Source organism: Desulfitobacterium hafniense DCB-2, from assembly GCF_000021925.1.
Taxonomy (GTDB): domain Bacteria; phylum Bacillota; class Desulfitobacteriia; order Desulfitobacteriales; family Desulfitobacteriaceae; genus Desulfitobacterium; species Desulfitobacterium hafniense.
Map to the genome: position 1 here is coordinate 4871679 of NC_011830.1, position 18967 is coordinate 4890645.

Here is an 18967-nt window from a genome sequence, read left to right on the forward strand (position 1 = left end):
ATCTTAATCCTTAAAACTCAAGGAAAATTCAGACACGTCTCCTTCCTTACTCAGAATCACGGTTTTCATCCTGAAGGGCAATGGCTTTGGGTCCGGAATACGGCTCTCCGTCCATGAATTCCTTCTCTCCCTCCTGCTGGGCTTTTAAAAGGAGATCCACGGCATCGGCGACTTGAGCCGCCAGTTGAAAATACATCTTGCGATAATCCGTCATTTTCATCTATCCCCCTATGTCAAGCAGCGGCAAGGCTCCGGGTCATGACCCGGTCCTGCCGTCTGCTTTGATAGGGGAAATTAAAAAGCGCATGGGAGGTTTTTTTCACCCTACACATGCGCTATGCTTCGTTATCTGCTGAATCCTAAATACCCAACCCCACTCAACCGGAAAAACCGGCTGTGAACAGAAAAGCGGTCCGCATAACCGGTATGCGAACAATTCCTTTCCATTGCCTGGGTCAGGAATAGGCTGAATCTTCTGCTGCGTGAAGCCGCACAGTCTGCTCCCTGCCGGCATCCCATTACACCCGCTCCACCCGCGGCACAGGCCCCTTGCTTGTGCGGAAACGGGCAGCGTTGTATAATAAGACTGTCGTCGTGGACAGCTGGACTGTTACGTGTAGGTGATGTGCCACCTGCTCGTGCCTGGAAGTGGGCCAACACTTTCAGGTCACGGCGACTTTTTAATTTCCACCTATTAATAATTATAGCTTGTTTGAGAAGAAATGCAAGAAGGGGTGCACTGCACCCCTTTTTTCTTGCTTTCTTTTACTTTACAATTCGTGGATAAATAAGCCGCTGCGCAGCTTGGGTTCAAACCATGTGGATTTGGGGGGCATCAGCCGCCCGGCATCGGATACGGCAAAAAGCTCTTGTATGGAGGTGGGATATAGGGAGAAGCCGCATTTCATATCACTGCCGGTTCTTCTTTCCAGTTCCTGCAAGCCCCGGATTCCGCCTACAAAGTCAATGCGTTTATCCGTGCGGATATCCTTAATCTGCAGAATGGGGGTTAAGAGGTGATTCTGGAGCAAGGACACATCCAGCCCCTCCACAGGGTCCGTTGAGCGGATCTCCTCCCGGGCTTTCAGCTTATACCAGGTTCCTTCCAACACCATACCAAAGGTGGCTTTCTCCTCAGGCCGATAGGGAGTATTCCCTATTTCCTCCAGTGCAAAGGATTTTTCAACCTCTGCCAGGAACTCCGCCTTACTTAAGCCATTCAGATCTTTGACCACCCGGTTATAGTCCAGAATCATCAGCTGATCGTGAGGAAAGAGCACGGAGAGGAAGAAGTTAAACTCTTCCTGGCCTGTATAATGGGGATTCTCCGCCCTTCGTTTCAGCCCTACTTTAACGGCGGAGGCGGTGCGATGGTGGCCATCGGCGATATAGATGCTTTGGATTTCCGCAAACCCTGCGGCAATCTTCTCTATATCCTGCTCCTCTGCAATCACCCAGACTGCATGCCGCACTCCGTCAGCCGCGACAAAGTCATAGAGAGGGGTATTCTGTTTGACTCTCTCGATCACTTCATGGATACCGGCCTGGGCACGGTAAGCTAAGAAGATGGGGCCTGTCTGGGCACTGCAGACATCCACATGATTGATGCGGTCCAGCTCTTTATCTTCTCTGGTCAATTCGTGTTTTTTAATCACATCCTGGAGATAATCGTCAATGGCGGCACAGCCTACCAAACCGGTTTGGGCTCTTCCCTGCATGGTAAGCTCATAAATATAATAGCAGGGTTTGGCCTCCCGGATGAAGATCCCTTCTTGAATCATCCCCTGCAGAACCTCTGCAGCTTTGGCATAGACCTGAGGATGGTAAGGATCGAAATCCTCCGGAAAATGGGTCTCCGGACGATCCACCTTTAAAAAAGAGTGGGGTTCCTTTTTGATTTCTTCAAGAGCTTCTTCCCGGTTGTAAACATCATAAGGGAGGGCGGCAACTTTGCCCGCAACATCTTCCCTGGGTCTTATGGCTTGAAAGGGTCTAATCCTTGCCAAAACATTCCCTCCTTTTCATGGATGAATCAAGGGGACAGGTACCTTGATTCATTGGGGTGCAGGTGAATAATGGGACCTGTCCCCTTGATTCACTGCTATTTGATGACACGGACTTTCAGGACGCCGTCGATTTCTTTGAGTTTGGTGATCATCTCCGGGGCGGCGGGGGTTTCGATGTCGATGAGGGTGTAGGCATAGGAGCCTTTGCTTTTGTTCATCAGGTCAGAGATATTGACGTTTTCTTTGGCTAAGGTGGAGGTGAATTGGCCCAGCATATTGGGAATATTTTTATGATTGATGGCGATCCGTCCGGCTTGGTTGCAGACTCCCATATCGCAATTGGGGAAATTCACGGAATTCTTGATGTTGCCATGCTCAAGGTAGTTCATGATTTGCTCTACGGCCATGACTGCGCAATTTTCTTCGGATTCCGCCGTGGAGGCGCCCAGATGGGGAATGGCGATGACTCCTTCCACTCCGCAGACCTTAGGATTGGGGAAGTCTGTCACATATTTGGCGACTTTTCCGGTCTTCAGAGCTTCAATCAGGGCCTCTTCATCCACCAGGGTATCCCGGGAGAAATTCAGGATGATTACGCCGTCCTTCATTTGCTCAAAGGCTTGTTTATTGAGCATGCCGCGGTTGGAATCGGTTAAGGGGACATGGATGGTAATAAAGTCGCATTCCCGATAGATTTCTTCCGTATTTTTAATGGGTTTGATATATTTGGAAAGCTTCCAGGCGTGTTCCACAGAAATATAAGGATCATAGCCGCAGACATCCATTTCCAGTTTGTTGGCGGCATTGGCCACTAAGATGCCGATAGCGCCTAAACCGATGACCCCCAATTTTTTGCCTTTGATCTCTGTTCCGGCAAACTTGGCTTTATTCTTTTCCACCAGTTTGGCTACTTCAGGATCCGTCTGGCAGGAGTTCACCCAATTCACTCCACCCACCAGATTGCGGGCGGCCATAATCATGGTGGCGATCACCATTTCTTTCACTCCGTTGGCATTGGCGCCGGGGGTGTTGAAGACAACGATGCCTTTTTCCGCGCATTTATCAAGGGGGATGTTATTGACTCCGGCCCCGGCCCGGGCAATGGCTTCGATATTAGGGGGCAGTTCCAGATCATGCATGGAGGTACTGCGGACGAGAACGCCGTTGGCATCTTCATAGCGGTCCACGTCAACATAGCGATCGGTGAACAGTTTTAAACCCGCTTGGGAAATATTATTCAGGCAATTGATTTTGAACATTGTAAAACACTCCTCTTTATTTTTCTTTACTGTTTTAGTTTTCTTTACTGTTTTTTCTTTTACTCTGTATTATTGTTATCTATTGAATGCAGCTCCTGCAACGGCAGGGATTGCCATCTTATCCTTTCTTGTTCTCTGCTTCAAACTTTCTCATGAATTCCACTAAATCCTTGACCCCCTGGATGGGCATGGCATTGTAAATGCTGGCCCTCATCCCGCCTACTGTGCGGTATCCTTTAAGGTTCTCAAAGCCTGCGGTCTTGGCTTCTTTGATGAACTTGGCATCCAGTTCTTCAGAGCCTGTCACAAAGGGAACATTCATTAAGGAGCGGTCTTTTTTCGCTACGGTTCCTTTAAACATGGCACTGGCGTCCAGATAATCATAAAGGATGGCGGCTTTTTCCTCGTTGATCTTTTGCATAGCTTCCAGTCCGCCCAGCTTTTTGAGCCATTTGAACACTTTACCACAGATGTATATTCCATAAACCGGCGGTGTATTATAGGCGGAATTGTTATCCAGATGGACTTTATACTTGAGCATAGTGGGAGTTCCCGGCAAAACGTCCTCTGTAATCAAATCTTCCCGGATAATGACAATCACGACCCCGGCGGGCCCTACATTCTTCTGAGCTCCGGCAAAAATAATTCCGTATTGGCTGACATCGATGGGTTCGGATAGGAAATCGGAAGACATATCGGCGATTAAAGGTTTATCTCCCACCTCGGGAAGCTCATTAAACTTGGTGCCGAAGATGGTATTATTGTGGCAGATGTAGACATAGTCTGCCTCCTCGGAGAATTTCAAATCCTTAAGATCCGGAATATAGGAGTAGTTCTGGTCTTCTGATGAGGCGACGACATTGATTTTGCCGTAGAGTTTTCCTTCGGAAATAGCTTTCTTGGCCCATTGCCCGGTGTTCAGGTGATCCGCTACCCGGTTCTTCATCAGGTTCATGGGAACCATGGCAAATTGTTGGGAGGCCCCGCCCTGGAGGAAGAGGATCTTGTAGTTATCAGGAACCTTCAGCAGGTCTCTTAAGTCCTGAGCAGCCTCGTTCATCATGCCTTCAATGGTCTTGGAGCGGTGGCTCATTTCCATGACGGACATGCCTGTTCCCTGGTAATCCAGCATTTCCTCGGCGGCTTCTCTCAGGACTTCCTCAGGCAATACAGCCGGCCCTGCTGAAAAATTGTACACTCTTTTCATCTTGAAATATCCTCCTTATTTATCATGTTTTATGAACGTTTACAGATATTGGTTTGTCCAGAATAGACAAAACCCACCCCAGTCATTGGGGCGGGTATTCCGCGGTGCCACCCAAGTTTCAGCCTTTACGGTTAATGGGCAGTGAATCCTGCCCTATCCTCCTTAGTATCCTTAAGGAGAACTAGGGCAGTGCCGCGCAGAAAATAAATAAAACCTCTCATCCCAATCAGGGACGAGAGGTTATTCCCGCGTTGCCACCCATGTTGCCGTAATCGGCCAACTTATGTCCGCGATATCGGGCGGAACCCGTCACAATTCATCATTGGCCACTCCAGGATGGAATCCGCTTCGCTTCTATGACTGACTTGCACCAACCGTCAGCTCTCTATACATATTCGGCGCCGGACGTCCTTTCATCGTGTTGGATTATAGATTGACGTTGTTATGATTCTAATCTATTACACAGCTTTTTGTCAAGGGTTATCAGCAAAATAATTATTTTCCCGCTTCGGCACCTGCTTCGATATTGCCCTCCAAGCCGATGGCAACGGCGACGGTGCGCATTCCTTTAATGGTCTCTTCGATGATCTCGTTCAGATCCTTGCCCAAGCGGTTGGCTCCAGCTTCGATCACTTCCCGGTTGACATTCTCCGCAAAGCTCTTTTGCTTCCATTTCTTTTTGACAGATTTAGCGGTCAGGTCGTGAAGGCTCTTGCTGGGACGGAGCAAAGCCGTGGCTGAGACCAGACCTGTCAATTCGTCAATGGTAAACAGGACCTTTTCCACGTTCTCCCGGGGCTCCACATCATGGACCAGACCGTAGCCATGGCTTTCAATGGCCCGGATGAATTCTTCCGGCAATCCTTGGGGGGTAAGGATCTCCCGGGTTTTGCGGCAGTGTTGGTCAGGGTACATCTCGAAATCAATATCATGCAATAAGCCGATATTCCCCCAAAGATCGGGGTCTTCCTGATAAAGGGAAGCAAAATGGCGCATCACCGCTTCCACTGTCAGGGAGTGACGCAGTAAGGTCTCACTTTTTACATACTCATTGAGAAGCTGCCAAGCAGCCTCTCGATCCCGTGTATAATCCGGCATCCGACATCCTTCTTTCTATGGTGGTATTTGTATTTTATCTATTGCCCAGTTCTTCAAGGTTATAGGGAGTTTCCTGATAGACATAGTAATTCAGCCAATTGGCAAAAAGTAAATTAGAATGCCCTCTCCACCTGACGACAGGCGTCTGCCTGGGATCATCCCCAGGGTAGTAGTTCTGCGGAACGTTGATGGGGAGTTCGTAGGATATATCCCGATCATATTCCGCTTTCAGGGTGTAGGGATCGTATTCGGAATGACCTGTGACAAAAATCTGCCGGCCACCCTTGGTCCCGACGAGATAGACTCCGGACTCCTCAGATTCGGAAAGAATCTCCAGCTCCGGCACCTTGACGATATCTTCTTTTCTGACTTCTGTATGCCGGGAGTGAGGAACATAAAAGATATCATCAAAACCTCTGAGCAAACGGATATCTCTGCGGTTTAAGGTATGAGGGAAGACGCCGAACATTTTGGCCGGCAAGGGATATTTGGGAACACCAAAAAAGTGATAAAGCCCGGCTTGTGCTCCCCAGCAAATGAACAGGGTGGAAAAAACATTGGCTTTACTCCAGTCCATAATCTTCTGCAGCTCCGGCCAAAAGTCAACCTCTTCAAAGGGCATCTGCTCGATAGGGGCACCGGTAATGATCATGCCGTCAAATTTCTGATCTTTGATGCTGTCAAAGGTCTGATAATACTTAATGAGGTATTCTTCCGGGGTATTCTTGGAGCGATGGGTTTCCGGGTAAAGAAGGGTAATATCCACTTGCAAGGGGGAATTCCCTAAGAGTCTGAGAATCTGTGTTTCGGTTATGATCTTATTAGGCATGAGATTGAGAATGACAATACTGAGAGGGCGAATGTCCTGATGTTCGGCACGCTTCTCTTCCATAATAAAAACATCCTCTTTGGTGAGTATTTCTGCTGCAGGCAGGCCATCGGGTACATTGATCGGCATAGTATTCTCCCTTCGCTACACTTAGAAATTTCGACCTTCGTTCTTCATGACTTGCTTTTTAAAATAAAGAAAACCTCTTTCCAAGAAAGAGGGTATCGCTAAAAATTCCTCTCTCATCTATCAATGCTTCCATCGCAGGAATTAGCACCGTTGTATTCATCCGAATACCGGTTGCTGGGTTTCATCGGGCCAGTCCCTCCACCACTCTTGATAAGAAATGGGCTGTATTTAGTTGATGACGATGAAAATCGTCATTGGCACTATATTATTACATCTTGGCACTAATGTCAATCTGCTCTATAACAAAATTATTGTAGAGGGATTGTACGAGTTGCGTAGCTTTTCAGCATTTTTCTGAGACTTTTGCGGCTCCTTTACAGGTCTTTTTCATAACAGAAGACGGCTCTCCCCGGCTAAAAGCAGGATGAGAACCGTCTTACTTCTTATTATCTTTAGATATATATTTAGCTATCTAAACTCCGAGCTTAAAGCTTCCCGCCTTCGACAATTAGCTCCTCAGGTTTTACATCGTCCCCGTACACGGGCAGGAGGGTTTTTTCATAAGCTTTCTTTATGAAATCTTCTTTAGCGAGCTCTGCCAGCTCCTGATTGATCCAGTTTAAGAGTTCGGTGTCGCCCTTCTTTACTGCCGGTGCAATGGTATCCGTGCTGCCTAAAGTAGGTACACCTACGGTGAAGCCCGGATTGGATTTGGCCCAGGCGAGGACTTCCGTATTGTCATGAGCTAAGGCGGCTCCCCGGCCATCTTTTAAGGCTTCAAAGGCTTCCGTGTTTTGATCATATTTAAGAAGTTCCAGATCCGGGTGGTTTTTGGTCAGATAATCCTGAGCCGTGGTTCCTTTATTGACAATAACCTTCTGCCCTTGAAGCTGGTCGATAGAGGTGATCAAAGCTCCGTTAGGTGAGACGATCCCCAGGGCAACTTTCATATAGGGGTTGGCAAAATCCACTTTTTGCTTTCTTTCTTCTGTCACTGTGAAATTAGCCATAATAATGTCGACCTTGTTGGATTCCAGATAAGGTACTCTGTTGGCAGCCTCCACCAATACGAACTCTACCTTGGATTCGTCCCCTAAAAGGTCTTTGGCGAAGCGTCTGGCGATTTCCACATCAAAGCCTTGATTCTGGCCATTGGCGTCTACATAACCAAAGGGCGGCTTATCACTGAACACCCCAATCCGCAGGGTTCCCCGCTGCTTGATTTCTTCCAGGGAGCCTGCTGAGGAGGCACCGTTTGCCTTATTGGCGTTGTTGGCATTATTGGCTTGGTCGCCGCCTGTCTGGCCGCACCCCACAAGTCCGCCCAGGAGCAACGCTCCGGCCAGAACGAGGGCCAGGGATCTGATCATCTTTTTCATCTTTTCTCTCAACCTTTCTTCTCTTCTTTTTGGGATATTTTTATAGCTTTCCTTTGGCTCTGGTTGCCCGGCACTGTGAAAACCTATGGAACGCTGCGGAAGGCTGCGGTATTGCTGCACCTACCTGGTGCACCGGCACTAATATTGAAATATATTAAGAAATTGCTTCGCCCGCTCGGTGCGTGGGTTATTGAAGAACTCCTGGGGGCCGGCAATTTCACAAACAGTACCTGAATCCATGAAAACGACCCGGTCGGCGACGGCTTGGGCAAAGCCCATCTCATGAGTGACAATGATCATGGTCATTCCCTGTTTGGCCAGGCCCAGCATCACGTCAAGAACTTCCCGGACCATTTCCGGATCAAGGGATGCTGTCACCTCATCAAAAAGCATGATCTCCGGATTCATGCATAAGGCTCTGACGATAGCGATTCTCTGCTTCTGGCCTCCGGATAGCTCCCTTGGCCAAGCGTCCATTCTATCGAATAACCCCACTCTTTCCAAAAGGGCCTTGGCTTGCTCCATGACTTGGCTGCGCTCCCTGTTCTGTACCTTTGTAGGCCCCAGGAGAATATTCTCAATCACCGTCATATGGGGAAAAAGATCATAGTTTTGAAAAACCATACCGATCTGCTGACGAATCTGCTCCCAATCGACTTTTCCTCTGATCAGGCTTTGACCTGACAGCAGGATATCTCCTTTTTGAATGGGTTCAAGACCGTTAAGGCAGCGGAGCAGAGTGCTTTTACCGCATCCGGAGGGCCCTAAAACCACAATGACCTCACCTCTGGGGACCTGGAGATCAATCCCCTTAAGAACGGGTTTGCCCCCATACTCTTTATACAAATCCTTGATTGCCAATAAAATTTCTCTTTGCTCACTACTCATTGAACCACCACTTATTGAATTATTGCTCATTGAATCACTCCTAACTGCTCCACTTGGCTTCCAGTCTCTTGGCCAGACGGGACAATGGATAACACATGATGAAGTACAGAATAAAAATAAGCCCATAAATCCAGAAGGAGGCCGTGGGAACGGTAAAGCGGGCGTTCTCGATCATCTGCTGACCGACTTTGAGGATTTCCACCACCCCAATGAGTACCGCAAGGGAGGTGGTCTTGACCATCCGTGTGGCCAGGTTAATCGTGGCAGGCAGCATCCGTCTTACAGCCTGAGGGATTAAAACATACCGGTAAAGCTGCCCAAAGCTTAAACCCAGCGCTTTACCGGAGTCGCTCTGATGCCGGGGCAAGGATTCCAGGGCGCCCCTGACGATGTCACCCATTTCTGCCGTCCCCCAGAGAATAAAGACAATGATGACGATGAGCTCACCTTCCAGATGAATAGCAAAGACTGAGGTTATGCCGAAATAGCCGATGAATAACCAGACAAGGACGGGAATAATTCGGAAGGCTTCCAGATAAAGGCGGCAGAGCACCTTGATCAGCTTGGATTTCATGGTCATGAGCAGACCAAAGGCAATTCCTGTGCAGGCAGAGATTAAGATAGCGATCAAGGCAATCCTTACTGTAACCAGCAACCCCTCCAGCAGACGCACTATATTCTGTGAGGTAAAAAGCATCTCAAGGGCCGAATTCAGCATAGCGCACCTTCCTCTCCAACCAAGTCAAGAATAAAGACAAAGGCAACAGGATGATTAAGTAAGAAACAACCAACATTAAGAGGGATTCAACGGTCTGATAATACATCCCGATCAGATCTTTGGTAACATTCATAAGATCGAGAATAGCGATGGCCCCAAGAACGGAGGTTTCTTTGAGCAGGAAGATACAGTTGGCGCCAAGGGCCGGGATGCTGAAGGAAAACGCCTGAGGGAATACCACATAGCGAATCAACTGCCACCGTGAAAGCCCTAAGCTCAGGCCGGATTCAATCTGGGATTTGCTCACCGCTTCCATTCCGCCGCGCAAGGCCTCAGCCATATAGCTCCCTCCTAAAAAGGAAAGGCCAAGAATTGCACAAGCCGTCTCACTTAATGTCACCCCCAGCTTGGGCAGTCCAAAATAGAGAAAGTAGACCTGGATCAGCAAAGGGGTGTTCCGGGAGAGCTCTATATACCCTCCCATGATCGTTTTTAAAAGAGGTATACGGTAATACATAATGACACTGCAGATCAGGCCAAGAAGCAGGGAGAACAGTGTCCCCCAAAAAGCCAGCTTTAAGGTAAGCCAGGCCGCTTTTTCATATAAAGGAATGTTTTGAAGAATGAATTCCCAATTTAAATTCATGCCGGCCTCTCTTTCAGTCCATTCTGCAGAGCCTCTGCAGCTCAACTATCTGCTTAAATATTTGCTTAACTATCTGTTCAAACACCTTTATATAATTCCTATATATTTAGTATGATATATCGGAATTATATATTCCGACTCTCACTCTGTCAATCTTTTATTTTTGCCAAGAGAAAAAGGAACCGACAGCTTTTGAACCGGAATAGGTTCGCGAGGTGTCAGTTCCTTTTTCTTTTTTAGTTTGGCCGCACACTATCTGAGGGTCAACAAACTATTAATATACGGGAATCAGAAAATTTCCAGGCCCACCGGGCAATGATCGGAGCCCATGATCTGATCGTAGATCATGGCGTCTTTGAGCTCATTCTTCAGGCTTTCCGAGACACAAAAGTAGTCGATACGCCACCCTGCATTATTGGCCCGGGCGTTGAACATGTAGGACCACCAGGTGTAGGCTTCTTTTTTATCCGGGTTGAAATGGCGGAAGGTATCGATAAAGCCGTTCTTAAGCAGTTCACTGAATTTTGCCCGTTCTTCATCAGTGAAGCCGGCATTTTTGCGATTGGTTTTAGGGTTTTTGAGATCGATCTCCGTATGGGCGACATTGAGATCGCCGCACAGGATCACCGGTTTGGATTTTTCCAGGTTTTTAAGATAACCGAGGAATTCCGCTTCCCAGATCATGCGATAATCCAAGCGGGCCAAGTCCCTTTGCGAGTTGGGGGTGTAGACCGTGACCAGGTAAAAGGTATCAAATTCAAGGGTAATGACCCGCCCTTCCTGATCATGCTCTTCCTGGCCGATCCCATAGGACACACTCAGGGGTTCTTTCTTGGCAAAGACTGCGGTTCCGGAATAACCTTTCTTCTGAGCAAAATTCCAATAGGCGTGATACCCCTCCAACTGGAAAGGGATCTGCTCTTCCTGAAGCTTGGTCTCCTGCAGGCAAAAGATATCCGCTTGCTCCTGCTGGAAAAAGTCCATAAAGCCCTTATTCAGACAAGCCCGCAGGCCATTGACATTCCATGATATTAATTTCATCCCGTTCTCTCCTCTAATGACGTTTTTGTGCCATTAATCTCTTGGACACCATCTCATTTTGTTATTGTCCATTTGTAATCAGTCTAGCTTTGCAACCATAAAAAATCAAGCTTTCAGCTTCACAAGGCTGAAAGCCTGATTCCAGGGTATTCAGTAATTTAAGTCTTATCTGCCGCATTCCTGAGCCAGCCAGGCTTTTTCTTCAGCATCCAGATAAGGCTCCAGGGTGGTGTAGACCATTTGGTTGTAGTCATCCAGCCATGTTTGCTCTTCTTCTGTGAGGAGGCTTTGATCCACACCCCCTAAGTCGATGGGGCAATAGGTCACAGCTTCAAAGCCCATAAATTGGCCGAATTCAGTCTCCTCGGCTTTTCTCACCACCATCATATTCTCGGTGCGAATGCCGTGTTTCCCTTCTTTATAGATACCGGGCTCATTGGTCAGGATCATCCCTGCTTCCAGTTTCACCGTATTAGGGGTCTGGCTCAGCCGCTGGGGGCCTTCATGAACATTCAAAAACATACCCACTCCATGACCTGTACCGCATTTGTAATCCATGCCGTATTTCCAGATGGGCTGTCTGGCCAGGACATCTAAGTTGGAGCCTGTAGCACCGTAAAGAAATTTAACGGTGGCTAAGGCGATATGTCCCTTCAGCACCAGGGTAAAATCTCTTTTTTCTTCTTCAGTCAGGGGGCCTAAAACGATAGTACGGGTGATGTCGGTGGTGCCGCCGAAGTATTGACCGCCTGAATCCACCAAAAGAAATCCTTCGGCCGCCAAGGTGTAAGCGCTTTCCGGAGTGGCCTTATAGTGCATCATGGCGGCATGGTCTTTATAGCCGGCAATGGTATCGAAACTCAGGCCCACACATTCCTTGTTTGCTCTTCGCAGGGTTTCCAGGGTATCTTCAGCCGAGAGCTCAGTTATTTCTTCCTTGCCCAGGGTGGTTTTGAGCCATTTGATAAAACGGACCATCGCCACTCCGTCATGAATATTGCTGGTTTTCAGGTTATCCAGCTCTATCTCATTTTTGACAGCCTTCAGCATTGCTGTGGGGTTAGCTCCCTCAATCTTTTTCGTTTGGGGATGGATGGCATGGTCAAGGAACGCGTTGACGCTCTCAGGATCGATAAGGACGGCATCATCCCAGCCAAGGCCCTGCAGGAGCCCGGCGACAGCGGCATAGCCTTTGATTTGGATTCCATCTCTCTCCAGCTCGGCTTTTACCGGAGCCGGAACCTTGCCCGGATCGATACATAAGGTGCAGGCATCCTCGGTAACCAGGACATGGGCGATGGTCACCGGGTTGTTGGGGACATCGGCTCCCCGGATATTTAAGAGCCAGGCGATATCATCCAGGGCGGTCAGAACATGAACATTGGCTCCCTTGCCCTTCATCTGCTGACGAAGCTCATTGAGCTTCTCGACCCGGGAACGCCCCGCATAGCTTACGTCATGAACAAAGATATCCCGGGCCGGGATGGGAGGACGATCTTGCCATAGCTGCCCCACCAGATCCTGGTCGAATTCTATGGTGATTTTGCCTGCCCATTCTTTTTCCATGTCTCTAAGCTGTTTGGCTGAAAAAACATGTCCGTCCAAACCGAGGACGCTTCCCTCCGGCAAATGCTCTTTTAACCATTCTGTATAGCTGGGCACTTGAGGGTCGGCTGCCTTGAACAAACGAATTCCTGAATCCCGGAGCTGTCGCTCCGCTTGAATGTAATAGCGGCCATCTGTCCATAGACCGGCATCCTTCAGAGTAATGACTACTGTTCCGGCGGAACCGGTAAAGCCGGAAATCCACTGCCGGCTTTTAAAGTGGTCGGCGACATATTCGCTGAGATGGGAGTCGGAGCTGGGAATAATATAGGCAGCCAGGCCATGATCTGTCATCAGTTTTCTGAGCTTGGCGACCCGCTCTTGAATGTCCATGTTCTTACCTCACTTGCGCTGTAATTTTGGAAAGTTCACTATTAAATTATTCATGAGACTAAATATTGATGAGGCGTTTGGCCTCGGCCATGGCGGTGACGATATCATACATATTGGCCACCTGGCCTACCGCCAGTTGCTCGGTAATACCATAATAGTTGATGCAGGTACCACAGGTTTGAATGATGGTTCCTTGAGCCGCCATGGCTTTTAAATCTTCTATGCTGTTAGAGTCCTTACTGGTCAGATAGGCTCCGGAATTAAAGAAGAGAAGGCGGGCAGGCGGCGGGGTCAGCTCTCTGAGGGAATAGATAAACCCTTTAAGGAGAATTCGTCCCAGTTCTTCGCTGCCTTCTCCCATGGTGTTCCGCCCGATGGCGACCACCAGGCCTGAATCTGCCGGCGTTCCGGAGGTTTCAACAGCACAGCCTTCTCCAGCGACAATGGTGACTTCAATGACGCCGTTGTCTTTTTCCTGATACTCACTCTGATAGCCCATACCTTCGGCCATCTTTTGCAGATTTTGCCGCGATATATCGTTATCCACCAGTACCGCCACGACTCCCCCTGCTTCGCCCAATCCCTCCAGGGCTTTCTTGGCACGAATCACAGGGATGGGGCACACTTGTCCCAGAGCATCGATGGTTATCATTAAATCGTCCTCCTTATCTAAATCCGCAGGCTAAGCCGGCGGTGTTCTAATACTGTCAGACTGCCATGCTGCTTCATGTTGGTTTAGGTTATCACTGATGAAGCAAATTTATGTTCATCATGCTGCCCGCTCGGGAAGCAGACGGGGCAGCATGAAAAACGGGACCTGTCCCCTTGATTCACCCTAGAAGAATGGGGAAGTCCTGGCGGGGGAGGACTTCTCCGATCAGTGCTGCTTGGGGCTCTGTCTCCTGTATGGCACGCAAAGCCTCCTGGGCACAGTCTCCGGGGACACTGAGCAGCAGGCCGCCCGAGGTCTGGGGATCGAGCATCAGCTCCTGTAACGGAAAGGGGGTATCCCCGAATTCCACCGCGCCCTCCATAAAGTTGCGATTGCGCTGGCCGGCGGCGGTCAGGAGATAGCCTTGGGCATAAGTATAAGCCTGAGCAATATAAGGCAGCGCCGAGGGGTAGAGCACAATGGTCGTGGACCCGCCGGCCATCTCCCGGGTATGGGCAAGGAGTCCAAAGCCGGTGATATCCGTGCAGGCATGAATGGGAAAGTCCCGGGCTTTTTCAGCCGCGTATTTATTGAGGCGCTGCATGGAGGCCAGGGCTGCTTCTACAGCCGCCGCTTCTGCCATTTCTCCCCGCAGGGCAGCCATGACAATGCCAACCCCCAGGGGTTTGGTAAGGATCAGCCGATCCCCGGGCTGGGGGGTATTGTTCTTCCAGATCTGCCGGGGATTAAGCCGCCCGGTGACCGCCAGGCCATATTTGGGCTCCCGGTCATAGATGGAGTGCCCTCCGCAGAGAACAGCTCCCGCTTCCTGGAGCTTCTCCGCTCCTCCTGCCAAGATCTCCCCCAAGTCCTGGATGTCCTCCCGCTCAGGATAGCAGACAAGGTTCAAAGCAAAAAGAGGGCTCCCACCCATGGCATAGACATCACTTAAGGCATTAGCCGCGGCAATGCGTCCAAAGGTGCGCGGATCTTCCACCATGGGGGTAAAGAAATCCACGGTAGAAACGATGGCTGTATCTTCATTTATCTGATAAACTGCCGCATCATCTGAAGCATCAAAGCCTACCAGAAGCTGAGGATCCTGAAAAACGGGCAGACCGGAAAGAACCTTCGATAATTCGCCGGGTCCGATTTTGGCTCCGCATCCTCCTGTGGTACAGCTTGAAAGAAAAGATTTCATCTGCTGAATATCTCCTTTCTGTGCCTGGTACTCTGAACACCTAATTCCTCATCGTTTTAAGTATGACAGAATACTGGGCAAGAATTCTTCTTCTATCATAACGCTTTCATTTGATTTATGCCAGATTAAGCCCCATATAAAAATAGAGAAGCTCAGGAGCGGCTTCATCTTTTGCAAACTATTAAACTGTAACACCTAACCGGCTCTGACAAACCGACTCTAACCAAAATGGCTCTAACCAAATCAGCTTCAATCACATATTCACTGGGGGCGCTTAAGGAACAGGCAGCGTCGTCTTCAAACGCAGGATGATCGTGGCCCCCTGTCCAGGGCGGTTAGCGATAGATAGTCCATAGTCTTCTCCATAATAGAGCCGGATCCTCTCTGCCACATTTTTCAGGCCTACACCACCGAGCCGGAGGGGATCCTTTCCCTTCTCCGCGTCCTCAAATCCCCCGCCATTATCCTCAACGACTAAAAACAGATCCTCCTTCTCCCCTTTTCGGGCCGTGATGCGGATCATTCCTCCCCCCGGCATTTTACGAAGGCCATGATAGATCGCGTTTTCCACTAAGGGCTGGAGAAGGATCTTCGGTATGGTTATATCCATTAAACCATCCTCTGCCTGAATCTCGTAGGACAATTTATCCTGATAGCGCTCTTTCTGAATAAACAAGTACTGGCGTACATGATCCAGTTCATCCCGAACAGTGGTGGTTTCGCTGCCTCCACGCAAGGATAGCCGGAAAAAGCGCGCCATGGCTTTACTCACGGTGATAACCCGCTCTGTATTGCCGAATTCGGCCAGCCAGACAATGGTATCTAAGGTATTGTACAGAAAATGGGGATTGATCTGACTATACAGAGTCTTTAGTTCACTGGCGCGTAAAAACTGTTCCTTATTCCTGATTTCCTGCATCAGCTCCCGAATGCGATCCAGCATGGAGAGAAAATGAGTGGATAGGCTGGCGATCTCAGCACTCCCTACCACCCCTACTTCTGTAGCCAACGACCCCTTTTCCACCTCTTCCATGGCTTTCTCCAATTGGCGGATAGGCCGGGCCACGCTGCTCGCATAGATAGCGCTGCTCCCAAAGGCTGCCAAGAGGAGGACTGAGCCGAGGACAACCAGCACGATGATGATCTCCGCTTCCATGCGCCTGACCCCATCCAGGGAAGCCACACCCACCAAGACCCAATCGCTGTTGTTTAAGTTATAGCGATGGGTAAGCTTATACTCCCGGGAAAGCTCCTTGCCTTCCATCTCCAGCATGTCTATGAGCTCCAAGCGTTTTTCTTCCTGGCTGAAGTACTGCGGATTGGGATGATAGACCACTTGCTGACTTTGATTAAGTATATAGGAGTAGCCCTCTTGGCCCAGACTCATATCTTTCAAAATGGATTCGATGGCATCATATTTGAGATCGATACGCAACACGCCAAGGTGTTTCTTCTTCTCGTCTGTAAGCTCCCGCCCCAGGGAAATGACCCAATTATCCTTGTCCATAGAAAATTCCTGCATTCTTGCCGAGGTAAGGATGGGCATGGTACTCCCCAGTGCCTCCTGATACCATTCCTGATCCTGAATATCCCCTGAATAATGCATCTCTAAATTCTGCTCGTTGGTAATGAGCTGCCCCTTGGCGCCGATCAGAATGATGGAGGCAATCTCGGGATTGGTGTTCAACATCCCTTGAATCATTCTCTCGATATCCCTTCGCTCGTCACCGGCCACATCGTCAGGGCCGGATTGGTCGAAGTACCGATGCACTTGAGGGCTTTCTGCCAATAGATCAGAAAGCCCTTTTAATTGATCAATATACATTTCCAATTGACGGCCGCTTTTATCGATGGCTGTAGCCGTGGTCTTGGCCACTTCCTGGCTCACAATCCTGGTGGTGCTGAAGAAAAGAGCCAGTCCCATGGCCCCGACAATAAACAAGGTAGCTGCAAGGTAAAAGACCAGAATCTGAGTACGAATGCCCCATAAACGCCAGGGTTTCATCATATATTTCCCCCCATAGTATCCCTGTAGCTGTTGGGTGACAGGCCATAGCGTTTTTTAAAGCACGTACTGAAGTAACTTGGATCGTCAAAACCAACTTTTTCGGCGATTTCATAGATCTTGTAGGATGTGACCAACAGCAATATTTTGGAGCGTTCCAAGCGCATGGTTGTGAGATATTCCTGAAAAGGAATGCCAAAATTCTGTTTAAAGACTGTGCTCAGATAGCCGCTGCTCAAGTTGATTGCTTCGGCAAGACGACCGAGGGAAAAAGCCGGGTCAGAGAGGGAATGGTTCATCACCTGCAGGATCATCTCCCGATAGTGATGGTGGCCTTCATTTCCCCCATGCTCTAATTGTTTCAGGCTTGCCAAGGAATCCATAGCTCGTCTTTGCTCCGTTTTTTCTTTAAGATCATTGACCAGCTTGCTCAAGAGCTCCAGGATATCGCTGCGTGAAACCGGTTTGAGCAGGTAATCGTCCACTCCCGCCTTTAAGGCTGTGACCGCATATTCAAAATAGTCATAGCCGGTGATGACCGCCACCCGGATTTCCGGGTCCACGGCTTTGATTTCCCGGGCTAAATTAAGACCGTCCAGGTTGGGCATGTTGATATCGGCCAGCACAATATCCGGGCGCTTTTCCTTTACAATATCCAGAGCCAGTGCACCATCTTCAGCTTCATAAACTTCACTGATGCTCTGTTCCTGGAAATTGATGAGCTGTTTGATACCTTGGCGAATAATGGGCTCATCATCAACAATCAGCAGTTTATACATGGTCTTTTGAACCCTCACTTTCCCGCCAACAGCCTGAATTGACAATGCCACCCTGAAGATATCATTCAATCCTGCTGAGATACTGTCCATAACCTTCCTCTTTCAGCTCGGATAGGGGAATAAAGCGCAGGGCGGCACTATTGATGCAATAGCGAAGCCCGCCGTCCTCCGGGGGACCGTCGTTAAAGAGATGCCCCAGATGGGAATCCCCGGCCCGGCTGCGCACCTCGATTCTCTTCATACCAAGGGTGGAATCCTCTTTTTCAATGATGACTTCCGGAGCAATGGGCCGGGTAAAACTGGGCCACCCTGTTCCCGAATCAAATTTGTCCTTTGAAGCAAACAAGGGTTCCCCCGTAACCACATCCACATATAAACCCTGTTCATGATGATCCCAATAGTCATTAGCGAAGGATCGTTCCGTGGCATCCTTTTGGGTCACGGCATATTGCAGATCAGTCAAAGTTTTACGCAGTACATCATCACTGGGTTTATTATAAAGTCCAGGATCAATGTTCACAAGTTTTTGCTCTTCTAAGGGCGAAAAATCAATATGGGAGTAACCATGAGGATTCTTAACGAGATAATCCTGATGATATTCCTCAGCTTCATAAAAATGAGCCAGAGGGAGCACTTCAGTGACAATAGGCTTTTTATACTTGTTTTGCTCCTCTGTTATAACCTTAAGAATGATCTCACGGTCAAGTTCATTTTGATAATAGATCCCTGTGCGGTACTGAGTACCCACATCATTTCCCTGGCGGTTCAAAGAGGTTGGATCGATGATCTTAAAGAAGTATTCCAGAATGGTTTCCAGATCAACCCGCTCCGGATCATAGCGGACATAGGCCGTTTCAGCGTGTCCCGAATCCCGATAGCAAACATCCTCATAGGTTGGGTTTTCGGTGTTCCCGTTGGCATAGCCTACCGTCACATCGGCCACACCGTAAATTCTTGACAGATAGGCATCCACATCCCAAAAGCAGCCCCCGGCAATCCATATCTCCTGAAGTTCTTTTCCTTCATAGGAGACTCCCATATTGGGGTTATACGGAAAGCGCTTTGCGGATTCAGCCGGCACCGCTGCCTCACTGCAACCGGTACCGACGATGGATAGAAATATTAACATAGTAACACTTAAGAATATCCGGCTTACCTTGATTTTCACGGTGCCTACTCATCCTTTCCTGAA

General features: G+C 48.9%; 17 protein-coding genes and 1 riboswitch. All 17 genes read right to left on the bottom strand.

Going from position 1 to position 18967, the window contains the following annotated elements:
• Window positions 1-46: 46 nt before the first annotated feature.
• The 17 genes from DHAF_RS25945 to msrB all read right to left on the bottom strand — a co-directional run bounded on the left by DHAF_RS25945 (window position 47) and on the right by msrB (window position 18943).
• A complete protein-coding gene (locus tag DHAF_RS25945; protein WP_158304536.1) occupies window positions 47-220 on the bottom strand; it encodes a hypothetical protein in 174 nt (57 codons plus the stop codon).
• A gap of 550 nt (window positions 221-770) precedes the next feature.
• Window positions 771-2006, bottom strand: a complete 1236-nt coding sequence (locus tag DHAF_RS22850; RefSeq protein WP_015945315.1) for a DUF1015 domain-containing protein — start codon at window positions 2004-2006, stop codon at window positions 771-773.
• A 95-nt stretch (window positions 2007-2101) separates the two neighbouring features.
• Window positions 2102-3265 (bottom strand): phosphoglycerate dehydrogenase, encoded by a 1164-nt coding sequence (locus DHAF_RS22855; RefSeq protein WP_015945316.1) that lies wholly within the window; start codon window positions 3263-3265, stop codon window positions 2102-2104.
• A gap of 118 nt (window positions 3266-3383) precedes the next feature.
• A complete protein-coding gene (gene serC / locus DHAF_RS22860; RefSeq protein ID WP_015945317.1) occupies window positions 3384-4472 on the bottom strand; it encodes a 3-phosphoserine/phosphohydroxythreonine transaminase in 1089 nt (362 codons plus the stop codon).
• A gap of 495 nt (window positions 4473-4967) precedes the next feature.
• Window positions 4968-5570: an HDIG domain-containing metalloprotein gene (locus DHAF_RS22865; protein ID WP_015945318.1), complete on the bottom strand. Its 603-nt coding sequence runs from the start codon at window positions 5568-5570 to the stop codon at window positions 4968-4970.
• A 34-nt stretch (window positions 5571-5604) separates the two neighbouring features.
• A complete protein-coding gene (gene metA, locus DHAF_RS22870; RefSeq protein ID WP_015945319.1) occupies window positions 5605-6528 on the bottom strand; it encodes a homoserine O-acetyltransferase MetA in 924 nt (307 codons plus the stop codon).
• Between the two features lie 110 nt (window positions 6529-6638).
• Window positions 6639-6745, bottom strand: a riboswitch (SAM riboswitch).
• Between the two features lie 268 nt (window positions 6746-7013).
• A complete protein-coding gene (locus tag DHAF_RS22875; protein WP_015945320.1) occupies window positions 7014-7907 on the bottom strand; it encodes a cysteine ABC transporter substrate-binding protein in 894 nt (297 codons plus the stop codon).
• A gap of 138 nt (window positions 7908-8045) precedes the next feature.
• Entirely contained in the window at window positions 8046-8795 is a 750-nt protein-coding gene (locus DHAF_RS22880; RefSeq protein WP_018305550.1) for an amino acid ABC transporter ATP-binding protein, read from the bottom strand.
• Between the two features lie 40 nt (window positions 8796-8835).
• Complete coding sequence (locus DHAF_RS22885) at window positions 8836-9513, bottom strand: amino acid ABC transporter permease (RefSeq protein ID WP_011462042.1); 678 nt, start codon at window positions 9511-9513, stop codon at window positions 8836-8838.
• A complete protein-coding gene (locus tag DHAF_RS22890; RefSeq protein ID WP_015945322.1) occupies window positions 9494-10159 on the bottom strand; it encodes an amino acid ABC transporter permease in 666 nt (221 codons plus the stop codon). Before DHAF_RS22890 ends, DHAF_RS22885 begins: the two co-directional genes overlap by 20 nt.
• Before the next feature lie 288 nt (window positions 10160-10447).
• Window positions 10448-11200 (bottom strand): exodeoxyribonuclease III, encoded by a 753-nt coding sequence (locus DHAF_RS22895; protein WP_011462044.1) that lies wholly within the window; start codon window positions 11198-11200, stop codon window positions 10448-10450.
• 165 nt (window positions 11201-11365) lie between these two features.
• On the bottom strand, window positions 11366-13138 hold the full coding sequence (locus DHAF_RS22900; RefSeq protein ID WP_015945323.1) for an aminopeptidase P family protein: 1773 nt from the start codon (window positions 13136-13138) through the stop codon (window positions 11366-11368).
• A 58-nt stretch (window positions 13139-13196) separates the two neighbouring features.
• Window positions 13197-13790, bottom strand: coding sequence for a sulfurtransferase-like selenium metabolism protein YedF (yedF, locus tag DHAF_RS22905; protein ID WP_015945324.1), 594 nt, complete (start codon window positions 13788-13790; stop codon window positions 13197-13199).
• A 178-nt stretch (window positions 13791-13968) separates the two neighbouring features.
• Complete coding sequence (gene selD / locus DHAF_RS22910; RefSeq protein WP_015945325.1) at window positions 13969-14991, bottom strand: selenide, water dikinase SelD; 1023 nt, start codon at window positions 14989-14991, stop codon at window positions 13969-13971.
• A 274-nt stretch (window positions 14992-15265) separates the two neighbouring features.
• The gene (locus DHAF_RS22915) at window positions 15266-16999 is read right to left on the bottom strand and encodes a cache domain-containing sensor histidine kinase (protein ID WP_015945326.1); all 1734 of its coding nucleotides are present in this window, start codon (window positions 16997-16999) and stop codon (window positions 15266-15268) included.
• Entirely contained in the window at window positions 16996-17865 is an 870-nt protein-coding gene (locus tag DHAF_RS22920; protein WP_242659911.1) for a response regulator transcription factor, read from the bottom strand. The genes DHAF_RS22915 and DHAF_RS22920 overlap by 4 nt, the downstream gene beginning before the upstream one ends.
• Window positions 17837-18943: a peptide-methionine (R)-S-oxide reductase MsrB gene (msrB, locus tag DHAF_RS22925; protein WP_015945328.1), complete on the bottom strand. Its 1107-nt coding sequence runs from the start codon at window positions 18941-18943 to the stop codon at window positions 17837-17839. The genes DHAF_RS22920 and msrB overlap by 29 nt, the downstream gene beginning before the upstream one ends.
• Between the last annotated feature and the right edge of the window lie 24 nt (window positions 18944-18967).